Here is a 19,458-nt window from a genome sequence, read left to right as displayed (position 1 = left end):
ACATAAAATTAAAAACAGTGAGTTCTATTTACTGTTTTCTTACCATTTCTTAATTTTTCTTAAGAAATTATTAAGAAAATATCCCCTATCTTTTTGGAAGGTGCTGGCATATAATTAAACTGTATTAATAATAATAGTACACTTAGTACAGATAGGGGGTCATTATGTTTGAGCTTGACCTTAGGAGCCGAAAGCCTATATACGAACAGCTGGTAGATAAGATGAAAGAGCTGATCATTAATGAAGTGCTCAAACCTGATGAACAATTGCCATCCGTGCGGCAAATGGCACAGCAATTGACAATTAACCCAAATACAATTCAAAAGGCATATAGGGAGCTTGAAGCTCAAGGTTTCATTTATTCATTAAAGGGCAAGGGAAGCTTTGTCAATCCTATGGATCCTGGCAAAGATGCTGATAAAATCCTGCAGGTGAAGCAGGAAGTGGAGAAACTCCTGCTGGAAGCACTATATCTGGGCATTCCTGCGGAAGAATTACATGAGATGATAAGAAACATTGATGCGTTGAAAGGGGGAAGCAGGCAGGATGATTCAAATGATAGAGATAAATAAAACATTTGAAAAACAAGAGGCTGTCAGAAACGTCAATATGACGATCAATAAAGGCTCGATATATGGGTTGATTGGATCCAATGGAGCTGGTAAAACAACCATCATTAAATTGATTGCTGGTATTTATAGACAAGATGCAGGACAGGTGCTATTGGACGGGTCACCAATTTTTGAAAATCAGGCTTTAAAAGAGAAAATATTTTACATATCCGATCAGCCATATTTCTTTCCTCAGTACACCGTCAAACAGATGGCGAACTTCTACAAAAGCATATATCCTGCATGGAATGAAGATAGATTCTTGAAATTAGCACAAGTCTTTGATTTCAGCATGAACAAAAAACTGCATTCTTTTTCAAAAGGAATTCAAAGACAAGCTGCCTTCTGGCTCGCTTTATCCACGATGCCGGAAATTTTGATCCTTGATGAGCCTATGGATGGACTGGATCCGGTTGCTAGGAAAAAGGTTAAGAACCTTCTCATACAGGATGTGGCAGACCGAGAAATGACGATTTTGATTTCCTCGCATAACCTGCGGGAAATTGAGGATATCTGTGACCACATCGGAATATTGCATCATGGCTCCCTGCTCATGGAAAAAGACCTTGATGATCTTAAATCTGATATCCATAAGGTCCAGGTAGCGTACCGGGGGGAGACTCCAAATCATTTGGAAAATCACCTGTCCTTGCTGCACTGTGAAAGAAGGGGAAGTGTCATGGTATGCATTATCAGGGGAAAAGAAGACGAAATCGAAAAGGTGATCAATCAGACTGAGCCTGTGATCTTTGATATCCTCCCATTGACTTTAGAAGAAATTTTCATATACGAGATGGGGGATATCGGCTATGCGATCAAAAACATCCTTGTTTAACAAAGAGATGGTGCTGCAGGTGGGAAGAAACGTCGGCTGGATCTCCGCCATTTACTTCCTCGCTTTATTTTTCGCGATACCATTGCAAATTATGATGATCAATTCCGGTGAAAATTACCGAAGTTTTATGCCGGTGCAAAGATTATTTGATTTCCAGTTTCCTATTCAGTTCATTATGTTCATTACAGTACCAGTGGTTATGGCAATCTTTCTTTATCGCTTCCTGCACGTCAAGCAAGCAGCGGATTTAATTCATAGTCTGCCATTGAAACGTCAGCAGATTTTCCACTTTTACACTCTGACTGGCTTTGCGTTTCTGATTGTTCCAGTCATCTTAGTTGCGTTGATTACTGTGATTATTCACGGTGTGTATGATTTAAATCTATATTTCCAGCTGGAGGATATTTTCAGATGGACAGGTATTGTCATCCTATTTAACTCTGTGTTTTTCCTTTCAGGTGTATTTATTGCAATGGTTACAGGAATTTCGGTGGTCCAGGGAGTCCTGACATATATCATGCTACTGTTTCCAGCCGGATTCACTTTGCTGATCATCTATAATCTGGGATTAATGCTGTATGGCTTTCCAAGTGATTATTATCAAGTCAGGAATATAGAATATCTTTCACCTATATCGCATCTGGGTTTTCTAGAGGGCCAGATGATTACTGCTAAGTCTTATTTTATATACTCAGCTCTTATATTAGTTTTATATTTCCTTTCTCTATCTCTCTATAAAAAAAGGAAAATAGAAGCAGCCTCAGAAGCAATTGCTTTTAATGGTTTAAGAATCGTTTTTAAATACGGAGTCGCTTTCTGTATGATGCTGCTTGGTGGCATGTATTTTGATGCTATGCAAAATGAATTTGGATGGTTGATATTTGGATACGGTGCCGGAGGGATCATCGGCTATTTTGCTGCCGAAATGGTTCTTCAGAAAACTTGGAGGGTTTTTGGAAGAGTGAAGGGCCTGGGATACTTTGCTGTTGGGATGGTGGTCTTAATTCTGATTACTCAAGCGTTCGCTCCTTACGAGAAAAAGGTGCCTGCGCTTGATGACATCAAAAGTGTCACCTATGCTAATCACATTTATATCCACCAGGATGACCGGCTTGCACCAAAACCACTTTTGAAGAAAGAAAATATTGAAGCTGTCAGGATGCTCCATGAAAGCATTCTTAAGAATGAGAGATTGAATGAACAACGAAGAATGGAATCCCAGGAATTCGCTCTGTTTATCTATGAACTGAACAATGGAAAAAAATTGGTTCGCCAATACACTATTGACCGATTCGACTATGAAAAACAATTGAAGGAGATCTATGAATCATTGGAGTATAAGCGTGCACATGAGCCTGTTTTTAAAATCAGCACCGAAGATATAACCTCCATTAGAATAAACAAGCACTTCACTGGCAGCCCATTGATAATTACTGATAAGAACAAAATCAACGAGGCTTTTGAAATCCTGAAAAAGGAAATTGAACAAGAACCGTTTACTATTGACTCTTATCCGATAGGGAATCAGTCAACGATTGAAATTATGTCGGGTATAAACAATTATGACCATATAGAACTAAAGCAGTCATATAAAAGCTTCATCGCATGGCTTGAGAAAAACGACATGCTTGAGGAAGCCATGGTGACACCAGAAGATATTGACTATATTGTCGTGTCGAACGACTCGATTGAAGAAGAACAATTCAAGGAATATCCAGAAGAAGAAATCACCAATCGAATTATGAACGATAAAAACGCGCTTAAACTGAGTGAACGTGACCAGGTGCTATCAGCGATTGAGAGCGCAGGTTACGGTTGGTTTAATGAAGCGCCTTATACAGCAATTTTTGTATACAAAAACGGGAGCTATAAGGAAATACGTACATTTAGCGATAATAAGGTGCCTGGCTTCATTAGGGAGCATTTTAAGGAAGACCAATAGAAAAAGAGTTGTAAGCAATTGGTGCTTGCAAAAGCAAGGGGGATGGGTATGGCTATTCTTGATTTTGACGAGCTTTATAGAATACATGGAAAGAAGCTGTGTCAAATTGCTTTCAGTATCACAAAAGACAGGCATCTGGCAGAAGATGTTGTCCAGGAGACTTTTATAAAAGCATATAAAAAGGCAGATACAATCGTAGATACGAATAAAATCGGTTCATGGTTAGCAGCCATCGCAGCAAGAACGGCCATTGATTATTTGCGGGCAGAAAAAAGAAGAAAATGGCTTCCATCTGACCAGTCCATCATGGAGCAAATTTTCAGCGATCATGATACCGAGCAATCGCTTGAAAAGGAAGTCGAAATCATTCTTTTCAAAGAAGAAATCCAGCATATGCTGTATTTGTTGACGAATGAGTATCAGCAAGTATTGGTATTAAGATTCCAATACGGTTTAAAAGAAGATGAAATTGCCTGCAAGCTGAATATAAAGTCAGGCACAGTCAAAACTCGGCTTCATAGAGCTCGGAAACAATTGAAAAAAGTTATGTCAGAAAAATACCCAGCCTAATAGTAAAATACGGGCGATTGTTCAATCGCCTATTTTTTTCGGCTTAATGGTTGGGAAAAAATATAATTTATTCAAAAATTTTGAAAAAGAGGTGTGTCATATGATATCAATCAGCAACTTAAGCCACGATTTTAAAATAGGAAAGAAAGGGAAGGAAACGGTCATCCCGGTCTTGAAGAATGTTTCTTTTCAGGTGAACAATGGTGAAATAGTGACGATTGTTGGAAGGAGTGGATCAGGCAAATCAACGCTTCTTAACCTTGTCAGCGGTTTTATTAGACCAAAAGAGGGAGAAATCATCATTAATGGAGTGAAAACATCCTCTTTAAATGAAACGAAATTTGCAGATTTCCGGATTGAGCATCTCGGCTTCATATTTCAAAGCTTTCAGCTAATTCCAAGCATGACTGCCTATCAGAATGTTGAACTGCCTCTAATCCTCAAGGGGATCAAAGAGGAAGAGAGGAAAATTCGCACTAATGAAATCCTTGAAATGGTGGGATTATCAGACTATCAAGATCATTATCCAGGTGAGCTTTCCGGCGGTCAGCAGCAAAGGGTGAGCATTGCCCGCGCACTTATAGTCAATCCGCCAATCATCCTTGCTGATGAACCAACTGGCAGTCTAGACTCGGAAACAGAAGAAGATCTGCTTAAGTTTATCATCAAATTGAACCGAGAGCTTGGCATCACATTTTTAATCATTACCCATGATGATAAGGTTGCCCAAATTGGCCATCGTACCATTGAATTAAGAGATGGAAAAGTTGTTGAGGAGGTATATGCAAATGAGGCTTAAAGACCAATTTAAATTCGTCAGGCAGAATATGAAAAAAAACCGTACTAGGTTGTTTATGACAATACTAGCGACGGCTATGAGTGTAGCATTCCTGATTGTACTAGCTTCTGTGGGGTTTGGACTTCATAAATCAATCGTTAAGGAAACGCTGGAGAGAAGGATCGTCACAGAGATTGAAGTTCCCGGAAAAGAAGAGCCGAATAAAGGATTCAGACAGCTGACGAATGAGGATATTTCATACTTTGAAGAAATAAAGGATGTCAAGGCTGTGACAAGAAGGAAAAACCTGCAGAATTACAGGTTTGAAGTAGACCAACACCAGACAAATGCCCAGGCAGTAGTGGCTCATATGCCTTCTGAAACAAAAGCAGGACTTGAACTTTCTGATGGCAGGCTTCCCAAAGCAGAGAATGAAGTGGTCGTTGGGTTCCACTTCTTCCAGGATCTACGCCCAAATAAAGAGGTAACTGAGGAACTTTACAATGAAAAGGGACAAATAAAAGAAAAGTTCCGTTATAAAGGCGAGTTGGTCGGCAAGAAAATCAGCATGGAAGTTATCAAGTTCGAAGGTGGCAAAGAGGTGAAAAAGCCTTTGGAAGTAACGGTTGTCGGAATTCGCAAGAAACCGACAAAGGAATGGATTTATGATAATGTAGTGTTTGTTTCCGAAGGAGTACTAAAGCAAGTCGAGGAGTTTACAGGTACACCAAGAGGAATGATGAAAGATCCTAACAATCCGGACATGGAGCTGCCAGCTATCCCTGCTGACCAGTATGATCAAGTAAATGTTTACGCAAAAGATATGGAATCAGTAAAAGACATTACGGCACAATTAAAAGAAAAGAATTATCCGTCCTATTCGGTCATTAATGAGCTTAAAGATGTCAATGTCATGTTCACAATCGTTAAAGCAGGGTTGATTTTTATCGGCACTATTGCCATCATTATTGCATCAATCGGTATCTATAACACAATGACCATGGCCGTTACTGAAAGAGCACCTGACATCGGTATCATGAAAGCCATTGGAGCTAACCCTAAGACAATCAAAAAGATCTTCCTGCTCGAAAGCAGTTATATCGGATTGATCGGTGCAGCGATCGGAACACTTGTCGCTTATGCGATTAGTTTCATCGTTAACTTTGGTCTGCCGCTGATCATTAAGCAGGCTTTCGGTGAAGAACCGCCGGAAGGATTGGTATTCAGCTACATTCCATATACTTTGCCACTGATCAGCTTTATCATCTGTTACCTTGTCACCATCCTTTCTGGCCTTCGTCCTGCACAGCGGGCCACTAAAGTAGATGTTCTGCAGGCAATGAGACGGGAAGTATAAGGATCTATAGAATGAAAGGACCAGTCGTGGATACTGGTCCTTTTTACATTATTTAGTGGTGCGTGTTTTGGAAGCAGGCTAAAGTACAACGGTCCACACGTCTTCTACATCTCAAACTTTATTGAACGATTTTTAATCATTGGCCGTCTTATGAAAAACGGTTAGCAAACAGGGGGTAGCAGAATGCCGCAAAATGTAATAGAACTTGACGCAGTTTCAAAACATTTCGGTGATCAAGTGGTACTAAGCAACGTTTCGATGAGTGTAAAAGAAGGAGAGATTGTCGGGCTTCTTGGTCCAAATGGTTCTGGAAAAACAACTATGATCCGCCTCATGAACGGAGTAATCAACCCAACAGATGGAAAGTTATCAATCCTCGGCATGAACCCAGGGTACGAGGGAGAGTCAGTTAGAAAGGCAACAGGAATTTTAACTGAAAATGCTGGCCTGTATCATGAAATGTCGGGGCTGGATAATCTTATTTTTTTTTCCAAACTTTATGGAAACTACGACTTAAAGAAAATCCACCTTTTCTTGGAGGAATTTGAACTGTATGAACATATGCATAAAAAAGTAGGTGCATATAGTACAGGGATGAAACGCAGGCTGGGAATCATCAAGGCGATTTTGCACAATCCTAAACTTCTTTTTCTTGATGAACCTACGAATGGACTGGATCCTGAGGGGATTATATTGGTACTTAAATTTCTAAAGAATTTAAATGAGCGGGAAGGAACCACCATTTTTCTTTGTTCACATATTTTGCATCAGCTAGAACATGTATGTAAAGAGTACTTTTTTCTAAATGACGGTCAAATAACTGACTATGGGACTATAAGTGAACTTCAACAAAGATATGTAAGCCAGATTAAATTGAAAGTTATTACAAATTTACAGCCTGCTGAATCTCAATGGGGAGGGTATCCGGTATTAATAAAGGATACAAATACATTGCAATTCCTTTTGCCTTCAAGTGAACATATAACCCCACTTCTCCAAAAAATCATCCGTGATTTCTGGGTACACCATGTGGAGGTTGAGAATAACGATTTGGAATCACTATATTTTAAAATCAGGAGTGGGGTCAATGAATAAAAAGTTGATATGGCTTATAGCTGCTAAAGATATAAGAGGAATAACGAGCTCCGTTCAGGTATGGCTTGGTCTGATTTTATTGCCGCTGATTTTTTCGGTGATTTTTCCGTTAGCTTTTATTCTTTTGGTGAAGAATGTACCAATAACTTCCCCGGATTTTACTGAGTTAGTTGAAAACATTTTGCAGGGGCTTAGAGGTACAGAGAGCGGGGAATTGATAGCCGCACTGCCAAGCATGAAACATCAAATTATTTTTGTTATAGTGAATTACCTGCTTGGTTCGATCTTCTTGATTATACCAACCATTAACGCAATGATGATTGCCCTTCATAGCTTTGTTGGTGAAAAAGAAAAACGGACCATGGAAACACTATTGTTTTCACCTATTACTGTGAAGGAATTATTCATTGGGAAAGTTCTCGCAGCATTCATTCCTTCTATTATTATCACTTGGGTAAGCTTCTTCCTGTTTGGAGTTATCACTGTAAGCTTGACTTATAATATGTTTGGTTATTTTATTTTCCCGAATGCAAATTGGCTTACACTGATGTTTTGGGTTGTACCGATGATTACAATATTCACAATCCTTGTGAACGTGTTTGTTTCTGCAAGGGCAAAAGGTTTTCAGGAGGCGCAGCAGCTAGGGGGGATCATAATCCTTCCAATCATGGGTCTTTTCATAGGCCAGGCAACGGGTTTTCTTATCATTAATCCCCTCTTTCTTTCATTAATAGGTCTCATTATATTGATTTTGAATTTGATCTTATTAAAATTCATGACCAAATATAATGATCGAAATACTTTATTTGAAAAGCAAATATAGTTTTTACAGTTATGCTCGTGCTTGATTAAAGTTGACTAGTAAATTGGTGAGGCGGAGACAGCGGATTTGAAAATGTATAGATTGCTGACCTTTAGAAAAGCCTAATCTTATCGCTTATTTCACAGGGGGATAGGATATGTCAGTTATAGTCATTCAAACATTTGAGATGAAACAAGATAAATTTCCAGACGGAATCAAGAACTTACGATTAATCCAAAATTTCCGAAACGAACAATATGATCATAGGGTGGAGCTCCTGTCGCCAATTTCAGGTGAAGACCATACTTATGCATTAATTTCAACATATGAAGGGCTGGCAGAAATGGAGCTTCAAAATAAAAAAATGTTCGAGGACGAAGAGTATAAAAAGCTAATCGGTGAGTTCTTTCTGGAAAACATCGTGCAAGGAAGTATGTATACCCAGATGTATCGAACGATGACTGGATTGAGTAAAGATTCAGAATCAGAAAAAAACAAAAAATAATAATGAAAAAGTCGATCCTTTATGGACTCGACTTTTTTCTTGCTTGATTAAAAATTACATAAAATACGGTTGATACTCGAATGATAATATTTGTTGAGGAAGGGGGTAAAGCAATGGATTATTTTCTGCCATCATCAAAGTCTGGATGCGGAAATGGCGGTTCAACTGAAGGAGATTTGAAATGGTGGCAATTGTCCCTGATTGGTGTTGGTTGTACGATTGGGACAGGTTTCTTCCTAGGTTCAGCTATTGGAATCAAAGTCACCGGCCCATCAATCGTTCTATCATTCATGCTTGCAGCTTTTGGCACATACGTCGTTTATAACTTATTAGCGAAAATGACAGCTGAGGATCCGCAAGATGGTTCATTTTGCTATTATGCAAAAAAAGCATATGGCCAGTGGGCTGGATTCAGCTGCGGCTGGAATTATTGGAGCTCCAATATTTTGATTATGGGAAGTCAGCTTACTGCGCTATCAATTTTATCCCAGTTCTGGTTTCCTAGTATCCCATTATGGCTTTTCGCTACTGGCTATGCCATCCTTTCAATCGGTGTGGTATTTACCGGTAACAAGGGATTTGACAAGGTAGAAGATCTATTGGCCATCATTAAAACAGCAGCAATCATCATGTTCATTTTAATAGCTGCCGCGGCTCTTTTTGGACTGTTTAATTTGGAAACAAAACAAGTGATACTGCCAAATAGTCCAAAAAAACTGTTTCCTGAGGGGATTAAAGGCTTTTGGTCATCACTGATTTATGCCTTTTATGCCTATGGAGGAATTGAAGTAATCGGGCTGATGGCAACACGTCTAAAGAAAAAAGAAGATGCACCAAAAGCAGGTGTGATCATGCTGATCTTACTAGTCATCATCTATGTACTTGCTTTGGGTCTCGCAGTGGTCATGGCAGCTCACGGTGCTTTTAACCATAAAGAAAGTCCTTTCGTCACAGCGTTGGAATCTTATAACTTAGCTTTTTTTCCTCATGTTTTCAACGCAGCAATCATTGTCGCGGGTTTCTCGACTATGACAGCATCGTTGTTTGGGGTCACCACCTTGCTCGTAACCCTGGCTGATGATGGAGATGCTCCCAAGGTCTTCTCCAAGAAAATTAAAAAGTTGAAACAAGTGCCCCTTCCATCATTAGGACTGGCAGTTGTCGGATTAATTGCTTCAATCATTACAGCCTTGCTGCTGCCGGGTAAAATTTATGAGTATATCACAACAGCCGCTGGAATCCTGATTTTATTCAATTGGACTTTTATTATCATTTCAGCTTTGAAATTGCTGGAATTGAAAGCATGGGGTAAATTGATTTCTTTTATAGGAATTGCCCTTATTCTAGCGGCTGTAAGCGGAACGATCATGGAAAAGAGCATCCGAATGGGCTTCTTTATTAGCCTTATTGTGGTCATGCTTATCGGGGTGATCTCTGTTGTTTTACAGAAAAAGGTGTGGAATAAAGCAAGTTGAACATGATAACAAAAAGTGATAATACTTCGTACTTTTTCGGTTGAAAAACAAAAAAGTTTACGAATATGGCCAAATAAAAATAACTAAAGATACAAAAAAGAGCTGCAGCCACAGCTCTTTCTTTCTGTTGAAAAAAATAATTCAATCTTTTACATAAGCAGTATCCTGCTTCTTGGAAACTTTGAATTCAAATAACTCAAAAACTATTCCGTAAATGAATGAGGTTAAGAACATAGATGCGAACATATCTAGGATATAATGTTGTTTCACAAACAAGGTGGAGAGGATGATCAATGATCCCATCACGGGTACGAAGATCGAATGAAACAAGTGCTTATTACGGATATTGATACTCCCCAGAATGATTGCGAACGTGGTCAATACATGAATGCTTGGAAAAGCGTTGTATGGTTGGTCATGGCTATATATCATTGCTACAAGGTCTAAAAAGATTCCATCTCCGACAAGTTTTGGACGAGGTACGGTTGTTTGGAAGAAGAAATAAATAAGGAAACAGATTAATTCTCCTACAACAATTAACGTCAACGTCTTCATATAAACTCGGGTATCCTTATACCAAAAATAAACCAGGTAGCCGAAAATAAAAGCGTACCAAATAATATATGGAATGATAAAGACTGGAAGGAAAGGAATCATACCGTCCACTTCAGTAGAAAGGATTACTGCCTCTCTGGGATTATTATTTAAAATTTTATAAATCAAACCTAAAATTGGCATAACCAGTAAAAATAATAAATAGGGCAATTCTCTCTTTTTATTTTTCATATCACTTTCCCCTTCTGCTAAATTGCTTATGGTGTATAAATACCACAAACAATATATTTTAACCCCAGACCAATCGTTACGTTTCCTTCCATCATTAATATAGACGTATTAAAAGCGGCATTAGTTCCCATTTCCTATCCCATAATAATTGCTTTTAAAGAAATTCTCCAAATTCCACCCATAAAGCTCGTTCACATCATTAATAACTGCATTTCAAATATTCATATTGTCTTAATCCAAAAGTCATATATTTACAAAAATACATACATTCTACCTGAGGTTTCTTCATAATCTGAAATATGGAATATAAGGGAGGCGAAGAAGTTGAAAAGGGCAGATATCGGACGAGATTTGCTGACCATCATTTATCTATTAACGCTTTTTATGATCATTAGCTTTTATTTTGGCTCAGGGAATTTGGCTGATTTCGTGGGTAAACTATATGCCCTTTATCCACCAGAAGAGATTGTCATGAAAATGCAGGACTTGATCCTATTGGCTACTTCGGAGGGATCATTAGGGATTACTACAAATGGTGAGCCTTTTGAAGCTGTAGTAGGAACCTATGTTTACAAGAGTATTCCCATCATCATCACGGCATTTGCTTTGGCCATTCCACTCGGAATCGCAAAGGGAATCTTTGATTACCGCAAAAAAAACACAGTGACAGGTATCGGGCAAGGTTTGACGTCTTTCATAACTTCTTTGCCAGATTTCTTCCTCATCCTATCACTTCAATGGATCATACTATTCCATTTCCGTTTCATTGACTGGTTTGAAACAATAACGACTCCTTATCCAGTATTTGAAGATGAGGAAGGGTAAAATTAGTCTGTCAGAATAGTATTGATAAATGCATTAAACCAGTCTTCTATTTGGAAGAACCAGTGAAAACTCCTGCAGAGGCAGAACAAATCCTACTGGGGCACATGCCAGATGATACGATTACAAAAGATGTCGTTGAAGTAAATGGAGAAATGTTTATAACATGGTGAGTGAGACATTTAGCAAAAGTTATCCATTTGAAGAAAAAGGTGGATTCAACATCATTTATAAACGGAACGAAGAAAATAAGATTTTTGCCGCTACAGTAACGCTCGGCCACAAAAGAAATGAAAAATAAATTTTGATTATTAAATAGAAAAACCCTTGATATAAAATCAAGGGTTTAAGCGTCCCAGAAGAGATTCGAACTCCCGACCTACAGTTTAGGAAACTGTTGCTCTATCCTGCTGAGCTACTGGGACATACTAGAATGAAAATATCTAATTACAGCGACTCAATTATTATACGATGGATCAGGTGGAATTTCAAGATGATTTTTCCTGTAAAATTGAAAAAGCATGCAAGAACCTGAATATCAGGCTTCTTGCATACTTTTAATGCTGTTTTTTATGGAAAAGTCCCATTACTTCCAGTGTTTCGGTTATATTCACGAAAGCATCAGGATCGATTTCTTCAATTAGTGTTTTGACCTCTGTGAGCTCGTAACGTGAAATGACAGTAATGATGACGTTGCTTTTCTCGTTTGAGTACCCTCCAACAGAATCCATCACCGTTACACCACGATAGACATTTCCTAGTAGGTGTTGCTTCACCTCTTCTCCTTTTCTGGTAATGATCATCAAAGTAAGCTTGACATGATGTGTATGGACCTTATCAATCACTTTTCCAAGTACGAAAATGGAAACAAGCGTATTTAATGCTGCATCCCAGCTGAACAAAAAGCCCGACAACAAGATCACGATAGAATTCATGGCGAATAATAGAGTGCCCATAGGGAAATCTTTTCGTCTTGCCAGAAGCATCCCGATTATATCGAATCCACCTGATGAACCTGATGAACGGAAGATGATTCCAATCCCGAGTCCGACAATTGCACCGCCAAATATAGAAGAAAGTATTGAATCTTCTGCTAGCTTTATTACCGGGATGGCATAAAGTGCAATAGATATTGTAATAACAGACAGGATTGTATAAAAGATAAATTTTCTTCCCAATTTCATGTAACCTAAAATCAATAGAGGAAAGTTCAAAAGAAAATTGAAAATCCCTGTATTGATGGAAGTTAGCATAGATAAAATGATGGATAGTCCGCTAATGCCGCTGCTCATTATACCGTGAGGAATTAAGAAAAGGTTAAATGCAAATGAAACTATAATTGAGCCTATGATGATTCCTGCTGACTTCAATGGCAACGCCTCCAAAAAACAGTGTGTAAAAAATATTATATAGATGAAAATAAAGAATTGAATTTAAAAGTTTATTTAAAATTCATTAAGTATTTTGATATGAATTCTCTTTTGCGTCTAATCATATTAAGTCCAAGGTAGGGGAAAATAATGTGACTCTATGCTGGAGGTGAGGAGCTTTGAGGGATGACTCAGTCAGGGACTTAGTGACAGTAACCGATGATATGGGGATTGTAAAACAATTTGAAGTAGAAGCATTATTTGAAATGAATGGAGAGTCCTATGCAATGCTTAGGAATGAAGATGGAACAGTCTTAATGAAGGTGGAAGAGCAGGGCAATGACCAATTCCTTGTTGGTTTGGAAAGTGAAAAAGAAAAGTCACAATTGCTTGATGCTTATCAGATTGCTGTTGATGCAGCACCTGCCGAAGATTAGCAAAAACCGCCTGAAAATGGGCGGCTTTCTTGAAGGGATTTATGTCCACAGTGGAGAATTAGAAGATATATCTTTTAAATTGGGGGACATATGGAATTTCCTATATTAGAAACTGAACGGCTCCTTCTAAGGGAGATAAAAGCGGAGGATGCACAAAATTTATTTATCAATTTTTCCAATCCAGAAGTCATGAAATATTATGGTTCCGAACGGATGGATGATATTGAAGAAGCGAGAGGACTAATTCATTCTTTCCATATAGGGTTAAAGGAAGGAAAAGCTATTCGATGGGGCATCCAACTAAAGAATAATAATAGTCTAATTGGTACGGTTGGATTTCATGCCATTTCACCAAAAAATCGGAGAGCAGAAATAGGTTATGAGCTTAACCAAGGTTACTGGGGAAAAGGCTTGGCAAAAGAAGCAATCCTGAAGGTTGTGGAACATGGATTTGAAGAAATGGAGCTAAGAAGGATTGGCGCGGTAGTATTTCTTGAAAATAAGTCTTCCAATGAATTGCTTCTCAAGCTTGGATTCCGCAAGGAGGGTATTCTTAGGGACTATATGATCCAAAATGGCCTTTCCTATGATACAAATGTGTACGCTTTATTAGCACAAAAATGAACAATTGGTGAAAACAATTATGAATCGTTTTTTAGTTAATCAATAAACATGTAACAAGACAAAAAGCTCAGGATCTGAGCTTTTTGTCTTTAGCATGTAATTAATGTATATTTCGTTTCTTGAATCTGCCACCACGTACTTCTGCAATATTTCCGACTGCAAGGAAGGCTGATTCATCCAATTCCTCGACAATGGACTTCAATTTAGCTTCCTCAAGACGCGTGATAACACAAAAAATCACTTTTTTGTCATCTCCTGTATATGCCCCTTCTCCTGTTAAATACGTGACACCGCGCCCGAGACGAGCAAGTATAGCTTCTCCTATTTGCTTGTGCTGGTCGCTAATGATCCACGCGGCTTTAGATTCATCAAGTCCAGCGATGACTATATCGATGGTTTTGAAGGCGATGAAATAGGCCAAAATGGAATACATGGCACGATCCCAGCCAAAGACAAATCCTGCTGTACCAAAGATGAAGATATTGAAGAACATGATCACTTCCCCGACAGAAAAAGGCAGCCTTCTATTCGCCAGGATAGCGAGTATTTCTGTTCCGTCCAAGGATCCTCCGTACCGGATGACTATTCCAACACCTGCACCAAGAACGATTCCGCCAAATACGGTTGCCAAAAGCAAATCCTCTGTGAAAACTGGCCAATCATGGAGGAAACTGGTTGTCAATGACAAAACAGTGATACCCAAGAGAGTGGATAATGCGAATGTTTTACCAATTTGTTTATAACCGATGAAAAAGAAAGGGATGTTCAAAACAAAAATAAAGAGGCCGAGGCGCCAGCCTGTCAAATGTGAGAGGATGATTGAGATACCGACAATACCGCCATCAAGAATTCGGTTCGGGACAAGGAATTCCTCGATTCCAACACCCATGAGAACAGCACCTAATATTATGAAAAATATTCTTTTGGCGAGTTTGGTTTTCGTAATGCCCTTATGTTGTTGTTGAACAAGGGCTTTTTCTGACATGCTGTTCATACCTTCCCCCTTAATAAATCCTTCGATATATATTATATAGTTTATTTTATCACAATTTTTTAACGATACTGAATTATAGAGTTTTGATGATTTTATTTTCCAGTGTTGGAATGAAGGGAATTGGGTAGTAAATAGGGTAGTTAATTTCATAAAAATTGAAAAGGTGTTGTTGCAGTTTGAATCTGACCCTAGTCGTTGGACTTTTTTTACTGATGCTTTTTTTGATTGGTATGATAGGCATCAAATTAATTAAAATCCCTGATATATTATTATATATTTTGCTTGGACTTCTTTTATCCATCTTTATTAAGGAATCCAAGGTAATTGAAATGGCAGGAGAGATCGGTTTAGTCCTGCTGTTCTTTATTCTTGGTTTGAAATTCCCGGTTAACAGGTTAATTTCAAACAGTGCCAAGGTGTGGAAAGGCGGCCTGCTGGATGCTGTCCTGGGGATATTTGTAACTGCGGTAATATCCCTCCTGTTCGGTCTGGATTGGGTATCTTCATTGATTGTTGGAGGAATTGTCTATGCAACCAGCTCCTCGATCACAGCAAAGCTTTTGGAGGAAAAGAATAGAACCGACAACAAAGAATCCGAATTCATGCTGCTGATCCTGATTTTCGAAGATTTGATTGCACCTATCCTTGTTACCGTATTGATTGGTCTATCTGGAAAGGGTTTGTCAGCTACAGATTTTATGATCATCCTTTTAAAAATTGCCATTCTCGCAGGGAATGCAGTGTTCTTCGCAAAAGTGGTCTTTAAAAGACTAGAATCAGGACTTAAAGAGATTATCAATAATGATATTTTCATCGTATTGATTACTGGAATTGCGCTTACCTATGGAGGCATTGCAATGATGCTTGGTTTATCAGAGGTAATAGGGGCGCTTCTGGCAGGTATGATGCTTTCTGAGCTGACCATTAAGGAAAAGGTTGAAAGAGCTGCTTTGCCAGTAAGGAACATTTTCCTCCCATTCTTCTTCCTGAATTTTGGTCTTCACATTGAATTGACAAGTGACATCCCTTATTTAGGTTTATTGGTTGTGCTAGTATTGTGGTCCTTAATTCATAAACTGATTGTGGGATATGTTGGAGGTCAATGGTATGGTCTCTCGAGAAGCTATTCCTTAAAAGCGGGCCTGTCCCTGACTCAGCGCGGAGAGTTTTCCGTTATCATCGCTGCGCTCGCGACCGGTGAGTTGAAGGTTTTTGCCAGTATCTACATTTTGGTGATTGCTTTCGTAGGAACCATCCTGTTCCAGCTGGCTCCTGGATTGAAGAAGTTAATTGTTCAGAAAGTGAAAGAAAAAAAGAGTTAAGCATTAAAGGGGCGACCCCATTAATGCTTTTTGATCGTCAGTTGTTCCTATATCAATCCAAGATTTCCTTTACACGTCCAACCTGACCGTCCTCCAGCCTAACCTTAATGCCGTGTGGATGTGAGGGTGAATTGGTCAAAATATCTTTAACGATTCCCTGAGTAAGTCTTCCGGTTTTCTGATCGGACTTAAGGACAATATTTACTTTCAAACCAGTTTTGATATGATTTCGATTTTTGCCATCTTTACTGTTTGCCATGATTCTGCCTCCAGACTTTCAATTGAAGAATGATAAAAACTATTGATGAGTATTCAATTCTACCATTATTTGAATTATTATAAAGTAAAAAAGCAAAGAGGGATGATCTTGAAGTTGGGGAAGTGGGCATGGTTAATATTATGCATAGTATTGATTGTCTTTTTAATTGGTTATCTTCAACAGAAACAGCAAGAAAAATATAAGGGTCTTGAGCTGATTCCTGAACAAACAGAGGATATTCCGCTATATTCTGGACTGAAGCCTGAGAGTCCAGTGTATAAAATAAAAGGTGATCATTGGGCTGATATCATGCATTTTTACGAGAACGAACTACCAAAAAAGGGCTGGAGTGAAGTCATGATGCAGGCCTCGCAAAATTCTGATGAAGATGGAGCCGGCTTCATTTCAAACTGGGAACAGAAAGGGACAAGCTGGGTATTATCCATAAGTGGAGGGTATTTTAAGGCCTCAGACCAGACAGAAGTCATTTTTGAGAAGCGAAAACCCTTAAAATCAATCAATTGGATTGAAACGGATGTCACTGAAGTGTGTGTAAATGAACAGCCAGATAAAACCGATGATTGTTTTTCCTTGACAGATCAGCAGGTAATCAAACGAATAATTGAATTAATCAATTCAGCCCCAGAAGCTGAAAATCAACAGATTTACTATAATGAGAAGAGTGTCATCGACTTCCGAACATTTAAGATTACTGTCTATTATGATCTTGAAAAGGGGATTTATTTGGTCTCAGAAAGAGGGACGAAATGGATGAAGCCTGAAAGAGAATTCTTTCAATTGACTAGAATTTCAAAAGAATATTGAACAACTCTTTTATGATATGATTCATAGTTCACTTAAAATAGACGGGTCTAATTAACTGGGTCATCCCGATTATTTTTATGTATTCGCTGGATTTAGCAGTTCGAAAAGAGATTATTTATGACTTAGGGTGTATCCTATTGTTAATGTGTATATATTTTTGACAATTATGAAGAAAAGGGAAGTGACCTTTGTGAATCCAACATATGCGGTTGCAGATGAATTACAACAAAATGCCCAAACAATCGCAACGGAAATGGTAGATTCCATAGTTGATCTTATTGGGGTGGAGATTCCAAAACAGGAAATTGAGCAGGCAATTATTGTCTATACGGAATATTTTATTTTTCTTGGTGAATCAATTAGAAACAAAGATGAGACAACCTCCAAGGGGCTTCTTGAATGGAGCAAGCAAAACGGGGAACGCGAAGCAGCCAAAGGCGGCAGGGTTTCTGACATTCTCTTTAGATATCCTCCCACAAGGATGGTCTTTATCGATAAAATGGCTGAGCTTAGTTTGAGGCATGGAGTCAATACCGATGATTTAATCTGGATCAATAAAAGAGTGAACAATATGCTTGATATTAGCATTAATGAAACTGTATTTGCGTTTGAAAGGCAGACTTCGAATCAGATCAAGGAAGTCCAGGATGAAAGAGATATTTTATCGACCCCAGTTGTTCCAGTCCAAGAAAATGTTGCAGTGCTGCCTTTAGTAGGGAAAATGGATCATGATCGAGCCAGATTGATACTAGAGAGGGCTATTCCCCTGGTATCTAGCCAAAAAATACAGTGTTTAATCATTGATTTTTCAGGAATTGTTATGATAGATGCAACCATAGCTAAACACATTTTTGACATCCATAATGTTTTAAGGCTGCTGGGAGTAAACTCAATAGCAACTGGAATGAGGCCGGAACTTGCTCAGGCTGCAGTGGAGGGTGGAGTTGATTTTTCAAGTATTAAAACATTTGCTACAGTAAAACAAGCAATTGATAGCATCAATCATGACTTGTAAGATGATAGGAGGATGGATTTGAATTACCAAAAGCCAGATATCAAACTAATTGCATTGGACATGGATGGTACACTCCTCAATGAGCGACACGAGGTCTCTGAAGAAAATAGACAGGCGATAAAAGAAGCGGAAAAAAGGGGTGTCCATGTCGTCCTCAGTACTGGGCGAAGTCTTAAAACGGCCAGGGACTATGTGTTATCACTGGAACTGTCTTCTTACCTTGTGACGGTCAATGGGGGAGAGATCTGGGGGCCAAACGGAGAATTAGTGACCCGGAACATGGTGGATACAGAACACATCCAGTGGATGTATGATTTAACCCGAGAGCATAATACTGGATTTTGGGCTACAAGCAGTGAAGACGTTTGGAGAAATAATATGCCAGAGGACCTGTTCTCCCAGGAATGGCTCAAATTCGGCTTCCAAATCGAAGAGGACGAAATCAGAGAAAGTGTGCTCAAAGAGTTAAAAGACAAGGGTCTATTCGAAATCAGCAATTCAAGCCTGAAAAATATAGAAGTCAACGCACTTGGCATTAATAAGGCAAAGGGCTTGGAAAAGGTATGCGAACTTCTGGGGATATCGATGGACAATGTGATGGCTGTAGGTGACAGCCTAAATGATATTGCCATGATTACGGAAGCAGGCCTTGGCATTGCTATGGGAAATGCACAGGAAACTGTAAAAGAAGCTGCCGATGATATCACAGGTACAAATCGAGAAAATGGTGTGGCACAGGCCATCGTGAAATGGGTTCTTTCATAATTTAGGAAGCAGATCACTTTGCTTCCTGAATTATTTGGCTCAGTTTTTGGTTTTCGAGTGCGTATGAGAATTCATAAGCGGAGGATTTTCGGCTATTGTATACAAAGCAAGCTTCTGAAGCATAAATAGGCGGAGATATTCCGGTTAACTGCTTTAAAAAAGAAAAAATAAAACGATTTAACCGGAAAAACGACCCTTATTTTTAAGAAAATAAGGGTCGTTATTTATTTAAGCGGAATTTTTTCGTTTATTTTTCAAACAATGTAAAA

21 protein-coding genes and 1 tRNA gene are annotated in these 19,458 nt (G+C 38.7%); 17 read left to right on the top strand and 5 right to left on the bottom strand.

Going from position 1 to position 19,458, the window contains the following annotated elements:
- The first annotated feature begins 164 nt into the window (after positions 1–164).
- The 10 genes from LGO15_RS13770 to LGO15_RS13725 all read left to right on the top strand — a co-directional run bounded on the left by LGO15_RS13770 (position 165) and on the right by LGO15_RS13725 (position 9,970).
- Complete coding sequence (locus LGO15_RS13770; protein ID WP_226085064.1) at positions 165–572, top strand: GntR family transcriptional regulator; 408 nt, start codon at positions 165–167, stop codon at positions 570–572.
- Positions 547–1,446, top strand: coding sequence for an ABC transporter ATP-binding protein (locus LGO15_RS13765; protein WP_167832608.1), 900 nt, complete (start codon positions 547–549; stop codon positions 1,444–1,446). The genes LGO15_RS13770 and LGO15_RS13765 overlap by 26 nt, the downstream gene beginning before the upstream one ends.
- The gene (locus tag LGO15_RS13760) at positions 1,421–3,388 is read left to right on the top strand and encodes a DUF6449 domain-containing protein (RefSeq protein ID WP_226085063.1); all 1,968 of its coding nucleotides are present in this window, start codon (positions 1,421–1,423) and stop codon (positions 3,386–3,388) included. Before LGO15_RS13765 ends, LGO15_RS13760 begins: the two co-directional genes overlap by 26 nt.
- A 48-nt stretch (positions 3,389–3,436) precedes the next feature.
- A complete protein-coding gene (locus LGO15_RS13755) occupies positions 3,437–3,958 on the top strand; it encodes an RNA polymerase sigma factor (protein WP_167832610.1) in 522 nt (173 codons plus the stop codon).
- Positions 3,959–4,058: 100 nt separating this feature from the next.
- On the top strand, positions 4,059–4,757 hold the full coding sequence (locus LGO15_RS13750) for an ABC transporter ATP-binding protein (protein WP_226085062.1): 699 nt from the start codon (positions 4,059–4,061) through the stop codon (positions 4,755–4,757).
- The gene (locus LGO15_RS13745; RefSeq protein ID WP_226085061.1) at positions 4,747–6,093 is read left to right on the top strand and encodes an ABC transporter permease; all 1,347 of its coding nucleotides are present in this window, start codon (positions 4,747–4,749) and stop codon (positions 6,091–6,093) included. Before LGO15_RS13750 ends, LGO15_RS13745 begins: the two co-directional genes overlap by 11 nt.
- A 183-nt stretch (positions 6,094–6,276) precedes the next feature.
- Positions 6,277–7,188 carry an ABC transporter ATP-binding protein gene (locus LGO15_RS13740; RefSeq protein ID WP_226085060.1) on the top strand — a complete coding sequence of 304 codons (912 nt, stop codon included), beginning with the start codon at positions 6,277–6,279 and terminating at the stop codon, positions 7,186–7,188.
- Positions 7,181–8,011, top strand: coding sequence for an ABC transporter permease subunit (locus tag LGO15_RS13735; protein ID WP_226085059.1), 831 nt, complete (start codon positions 7,181–7,183; stop codon positions 8,009–8,011). The genes LGO15_RS13740 and LGO15_RS13735 overlap by 8 nt, the downstream gene beginning before the upstream one ends.
- Positions 8,012–8,147: 136 nt before the next feature.
- Positions 8,148–8,495 carry a hypothetical protein gene (locus LGO15_RS13730; RefSeq protein WP_226085058.1) on the top strand — a complete coding sequence of 116 codons (348 nt, stop codon included), beginning with the start codon at positions 8,148–8,150 and terminating at the stop codon, positions 8,493–8,495.
- Between the two features lie 113 nt (positions 8,496–8,608).
- Positions 8,609–9,970, top strand: coding sequence for an amino acid permease (locus LGO15_RS13725; protein WP_226085057.1), 1,362 nt, complete (start codon positions 8,609–8,611; stop codon positions 9,968–9,970).
- 141 nt (positions 9,971–10,111) lie between these two features.
- Here the strand turns inward: LGO15_RS13725 and LGO15_RS13720 are convergent, their stop codons facing one another.
- Positions 10,112–10,756, bottom strand: coding sequence for a phosphatase PAP2 family protein (locus tag LGO15_RS13720; RefSeq protein ID WP_226085056.1), 645 nt, complete (start codon positions 10,754–10,756; stop codon positions 10,112–10,114).
- Positions 10,757–11,080: 324 nt separating this feature from the next.
- Between LGO15_RS13720 and LGO15_RS13715 the strand changes: the two genes are divergently transcribed.
- The gene (locus tag LGO15_RS13715; RefSeq protein ID WP_226085055.1) at positions 11,081–11,581 is read left to right on the top strand and encodes an ABC transporter permease family protein; all 501 of its coding nucleotides are present in this window, start codon (positions 11,081–11,083) and stop codon (positions 11,579–11,581) included.
- Between the two features lie 348 nt (positions 11,582–11,929).
- On the opposite strand, the gene LGO15_RS13710 is transcribed toward LGO15_RS13715, so the two are convergent.
- Positions 11,930–12,003: transfer RNA gene (locus LGO15_RS13710), tRNA-Arg, on the bottom strand.
- Between the two features lie 132 nt (positions 12,004–12,135).
- Positions 12,136–12,948, bottom strand: coding sequence for a YitT family protein (locus LGO15_RS13705; RefSeq protein ID WP_167832619.1), 813 nt, complete (start codon positions 12,946–12,948; stop codon positions 12,136–12,138).
- A 179-nt stretch (positions 12,949–13,127) separates the two neighbouring features.
- On the opposite strand from LGO15_RS13705, the gene LGO15_RS13700 reads away from it, so the two are divergent.
- Together LGO15_RS13700 and LGO15_RS13695 are read left to right on the top strand one after the other, a co-directional pair.
- On the top strand, positions 13,128–13,385 hold the full coding sequence (locus LGO15_RS13700; protein WP_226085054.1) for a DUF1292 domain-containing protein: 258 nt from the start codon (positions 13,128–13,130) through the stop codon (positions 13,383–13,385).
- 90 nt (positions 13,386–13,475) lie between these two features.
- Positions 13,476–14,009: a GNAT family N-acetyltransferase gene (locus LGO15_RS13695; protein WP_226085053.1), complete on the top strand. Its 534-nt coding sequence runs from the start codon at positions 13,476–13,478 to the stop codon at positions 14,007–14,009.
- A gap of 100 nt (positions 14,010–14,109) precedes the next feature.
- Here the strand turns inward: LGO15_RS13695 and LGO15_RS13690 are convergent, their stop codons facing one another.
- Positions 14,110–14,994, bottom strand: a complete 885-nt coding sequence (locus tag LGO15_RS13690; RefSeq protein WP_167832673.1) for a YitT family protein — start codon at positions 14,992–14,994, stop codon at positions 14,110–14,112.
- Between the two features lie 185 nt (positions 14,995–15,179).
- Here LGO15_RS13690 and LGO15_RS13685 point away from each other — a divergent pair, with 185 nt between their 5' ends.
- A complete protein-coding gene (locus tag LGO15_RS13685; RefSeq protein WP_226085052.1) occupies positions 15,180–16,325 on the top strand; it encodes a cation:proton antiporter in 1,146 nt (381 codons plus the stop codon).
- Positions 16,326–16,377: 52 nt separating this feature from the next.
- On the opposite strand, the gene LGO15_RS13680 is transcribed toward LGO15_RS13685, so the two are convergent.
- A complete protein-coding gene (locus LGO15_RS13680) occupies positions 16,378–16,584 on the bottom strand; it encodes a YwbE family protein (RefSeq protein ID WP_226085051.1) in 207 nt (68 codons plus the stop codon).
- A gap of 108 nt (positions 16,585–16,692) precedes the next feature.
- On the opposite strand from LGO15_RS13680, the gene LGO15_RS13675 reads away from it, so the two are divergent.
- The 3 genes from LGO15_RS13675 (at position 16,693) to LGO15_RS13665 (ending at position 19,189) form a co-directional block, all read left to right on the top strand.
- On the top strand, positions 16,693–17,409 hold the full coding sequence (locus LGO15_RS13675) for a hypothetical protein (protein WP_226085050.1): 717 nt from the start codon (positions 16,693–16,695) through the stop codon (positions 17,407–17,409).
- A gap of 190 nt (positions 17,410–17,599) precedes the next feature.
- Positions 17,600–18,424: an STAS domain-containing protein gene (locus tag LGO15_RS13670; protein WP_226085049.1), complete on the top strand. Its 825-nt coding sequence runs from the start codon at positions 17,600–17,602 to the stop codon at positions 18,422–18,424.
- Between the two features lie 18 nt (positions 18,425–18,442).
- Positions 18,443–19,189, top strand: coding sequence for a Cof-type HAD-IIB family hydrolase (locus tag LGO15_RS13665; RefSeq protein WP_413231350.1), 747 nt, complete (start codon positions 18,443–18,445; stop codon positions 19,187–19,189).
- Positions 19,190–19,458 lie beyond the last annotated feature (269 nt).

Origin of the sequence: Mesobacillus sp. S13 (assembly GCF_020422885.1) — a bacterium.
GTDB lineage: Bacteria > Bacillota > Bacilli > Bacillales > Cytobacillaceae > Mesobacillus > Mesobacillus selenatarsenatis_A.
The sequence above is the reverse complement of the archived record's forward strand: the minus strand, read 5'-3'. Positions and strand labels throughout refer to the sequence as shown.

Coding starts and splice junctions, on each gene's coding strand:
- LGO15_RS13750 (WP_226085062.1), top strand. CDS start 4,059: ATGATATCAATCAGCAACTTAAGCCACGATTTTAAAATAGGAAAGAAA.
- LGO15_RS13770 (WP_226085064.1), top strand. CDS start 165: ATGTTTGAGCTTGACCTTAGGAGCCGAAAGCCTATATACGAACAGCTG.
- LGO15_RS13755 (WP_167832610.1), top strand. CDS start 3,437: ATGGCTATTCTTGATTTTGACGAGCTTTATAGAATACATGGAAAGAAG.
- LGO15_RS13735 (WP_226085059.1), top strand. CDS start 7,181: ATGAATAAAAAGTTGATATGGCTTATAGCTGCTAAAGATATAAGAGGA.
- LGO15_RS13765 (WP_167832608.1), top strand. CDS start 547: ATGATTCAAATGATAGAGATAAATAAAACATTTGAAAAACAAGAGGCT.
- LGO15_RS13740 (WP_226085060.1), top strand. CDS start 6,277: ATGCCGCAAAATGTAATAGAACTTGACGCAGTTTCAAAACATTTCGGT.
- LGO15_RS13690 (WP_167832673.1), bottom strand. CDS start 14,994: ATGTCAGAAAAAGCCCTTGTTCAACAACAACATAAGGGCATTACGAAA.
- LGO15_RS13730 (WP_226085058.1), top strand. CDS start 8,148: ATGTCAGTTATAGTCATTCAAACATTTGAGATGAAACAAGATAAATTT.
- LGO15_RS13725 (WP_226085057.1), top strand. CDS start 8,609: ATGGATTATTTTCTGCCATCATCAAAGTCTGGATGCGGAAATGGCGGT.
- LGO15_RS13720 (WP_226085056.1), bottom strand. CDS start 10,756: ATGAAAAATAAAAAGAGAGAATTGCCCTATTTATTATTTTTACTGGTT.
- LGO15_RS13695 (WP_226085053.1), top strand. CDS start 13,476: ATGGAATTTCCTATATTAGAAACTGAACGGCTCCTTCTAAGGGAGATA.
- LGO15_RS13745 (WP_226085061.1), top strand. CDS start 4,747: ATGAGGCTTAAAGACCAATTTAAATTCGTCAGGCAGAATATGAAAAAA.
- LGO15_RS13760 (WP_226085063.1), top strand. CDS start 1,421: ATGCGATCAAAAACATCCTTGTTTAACAAAGAGATGGTGCTGCAGGTG.
- LGO15_RS13680 (WP_226085051.1), bottom strand. CDS start 16,584: ATGGCAAACAGTAAAGATGGCAAAAATCGAAATCATATCAAAACTGGT.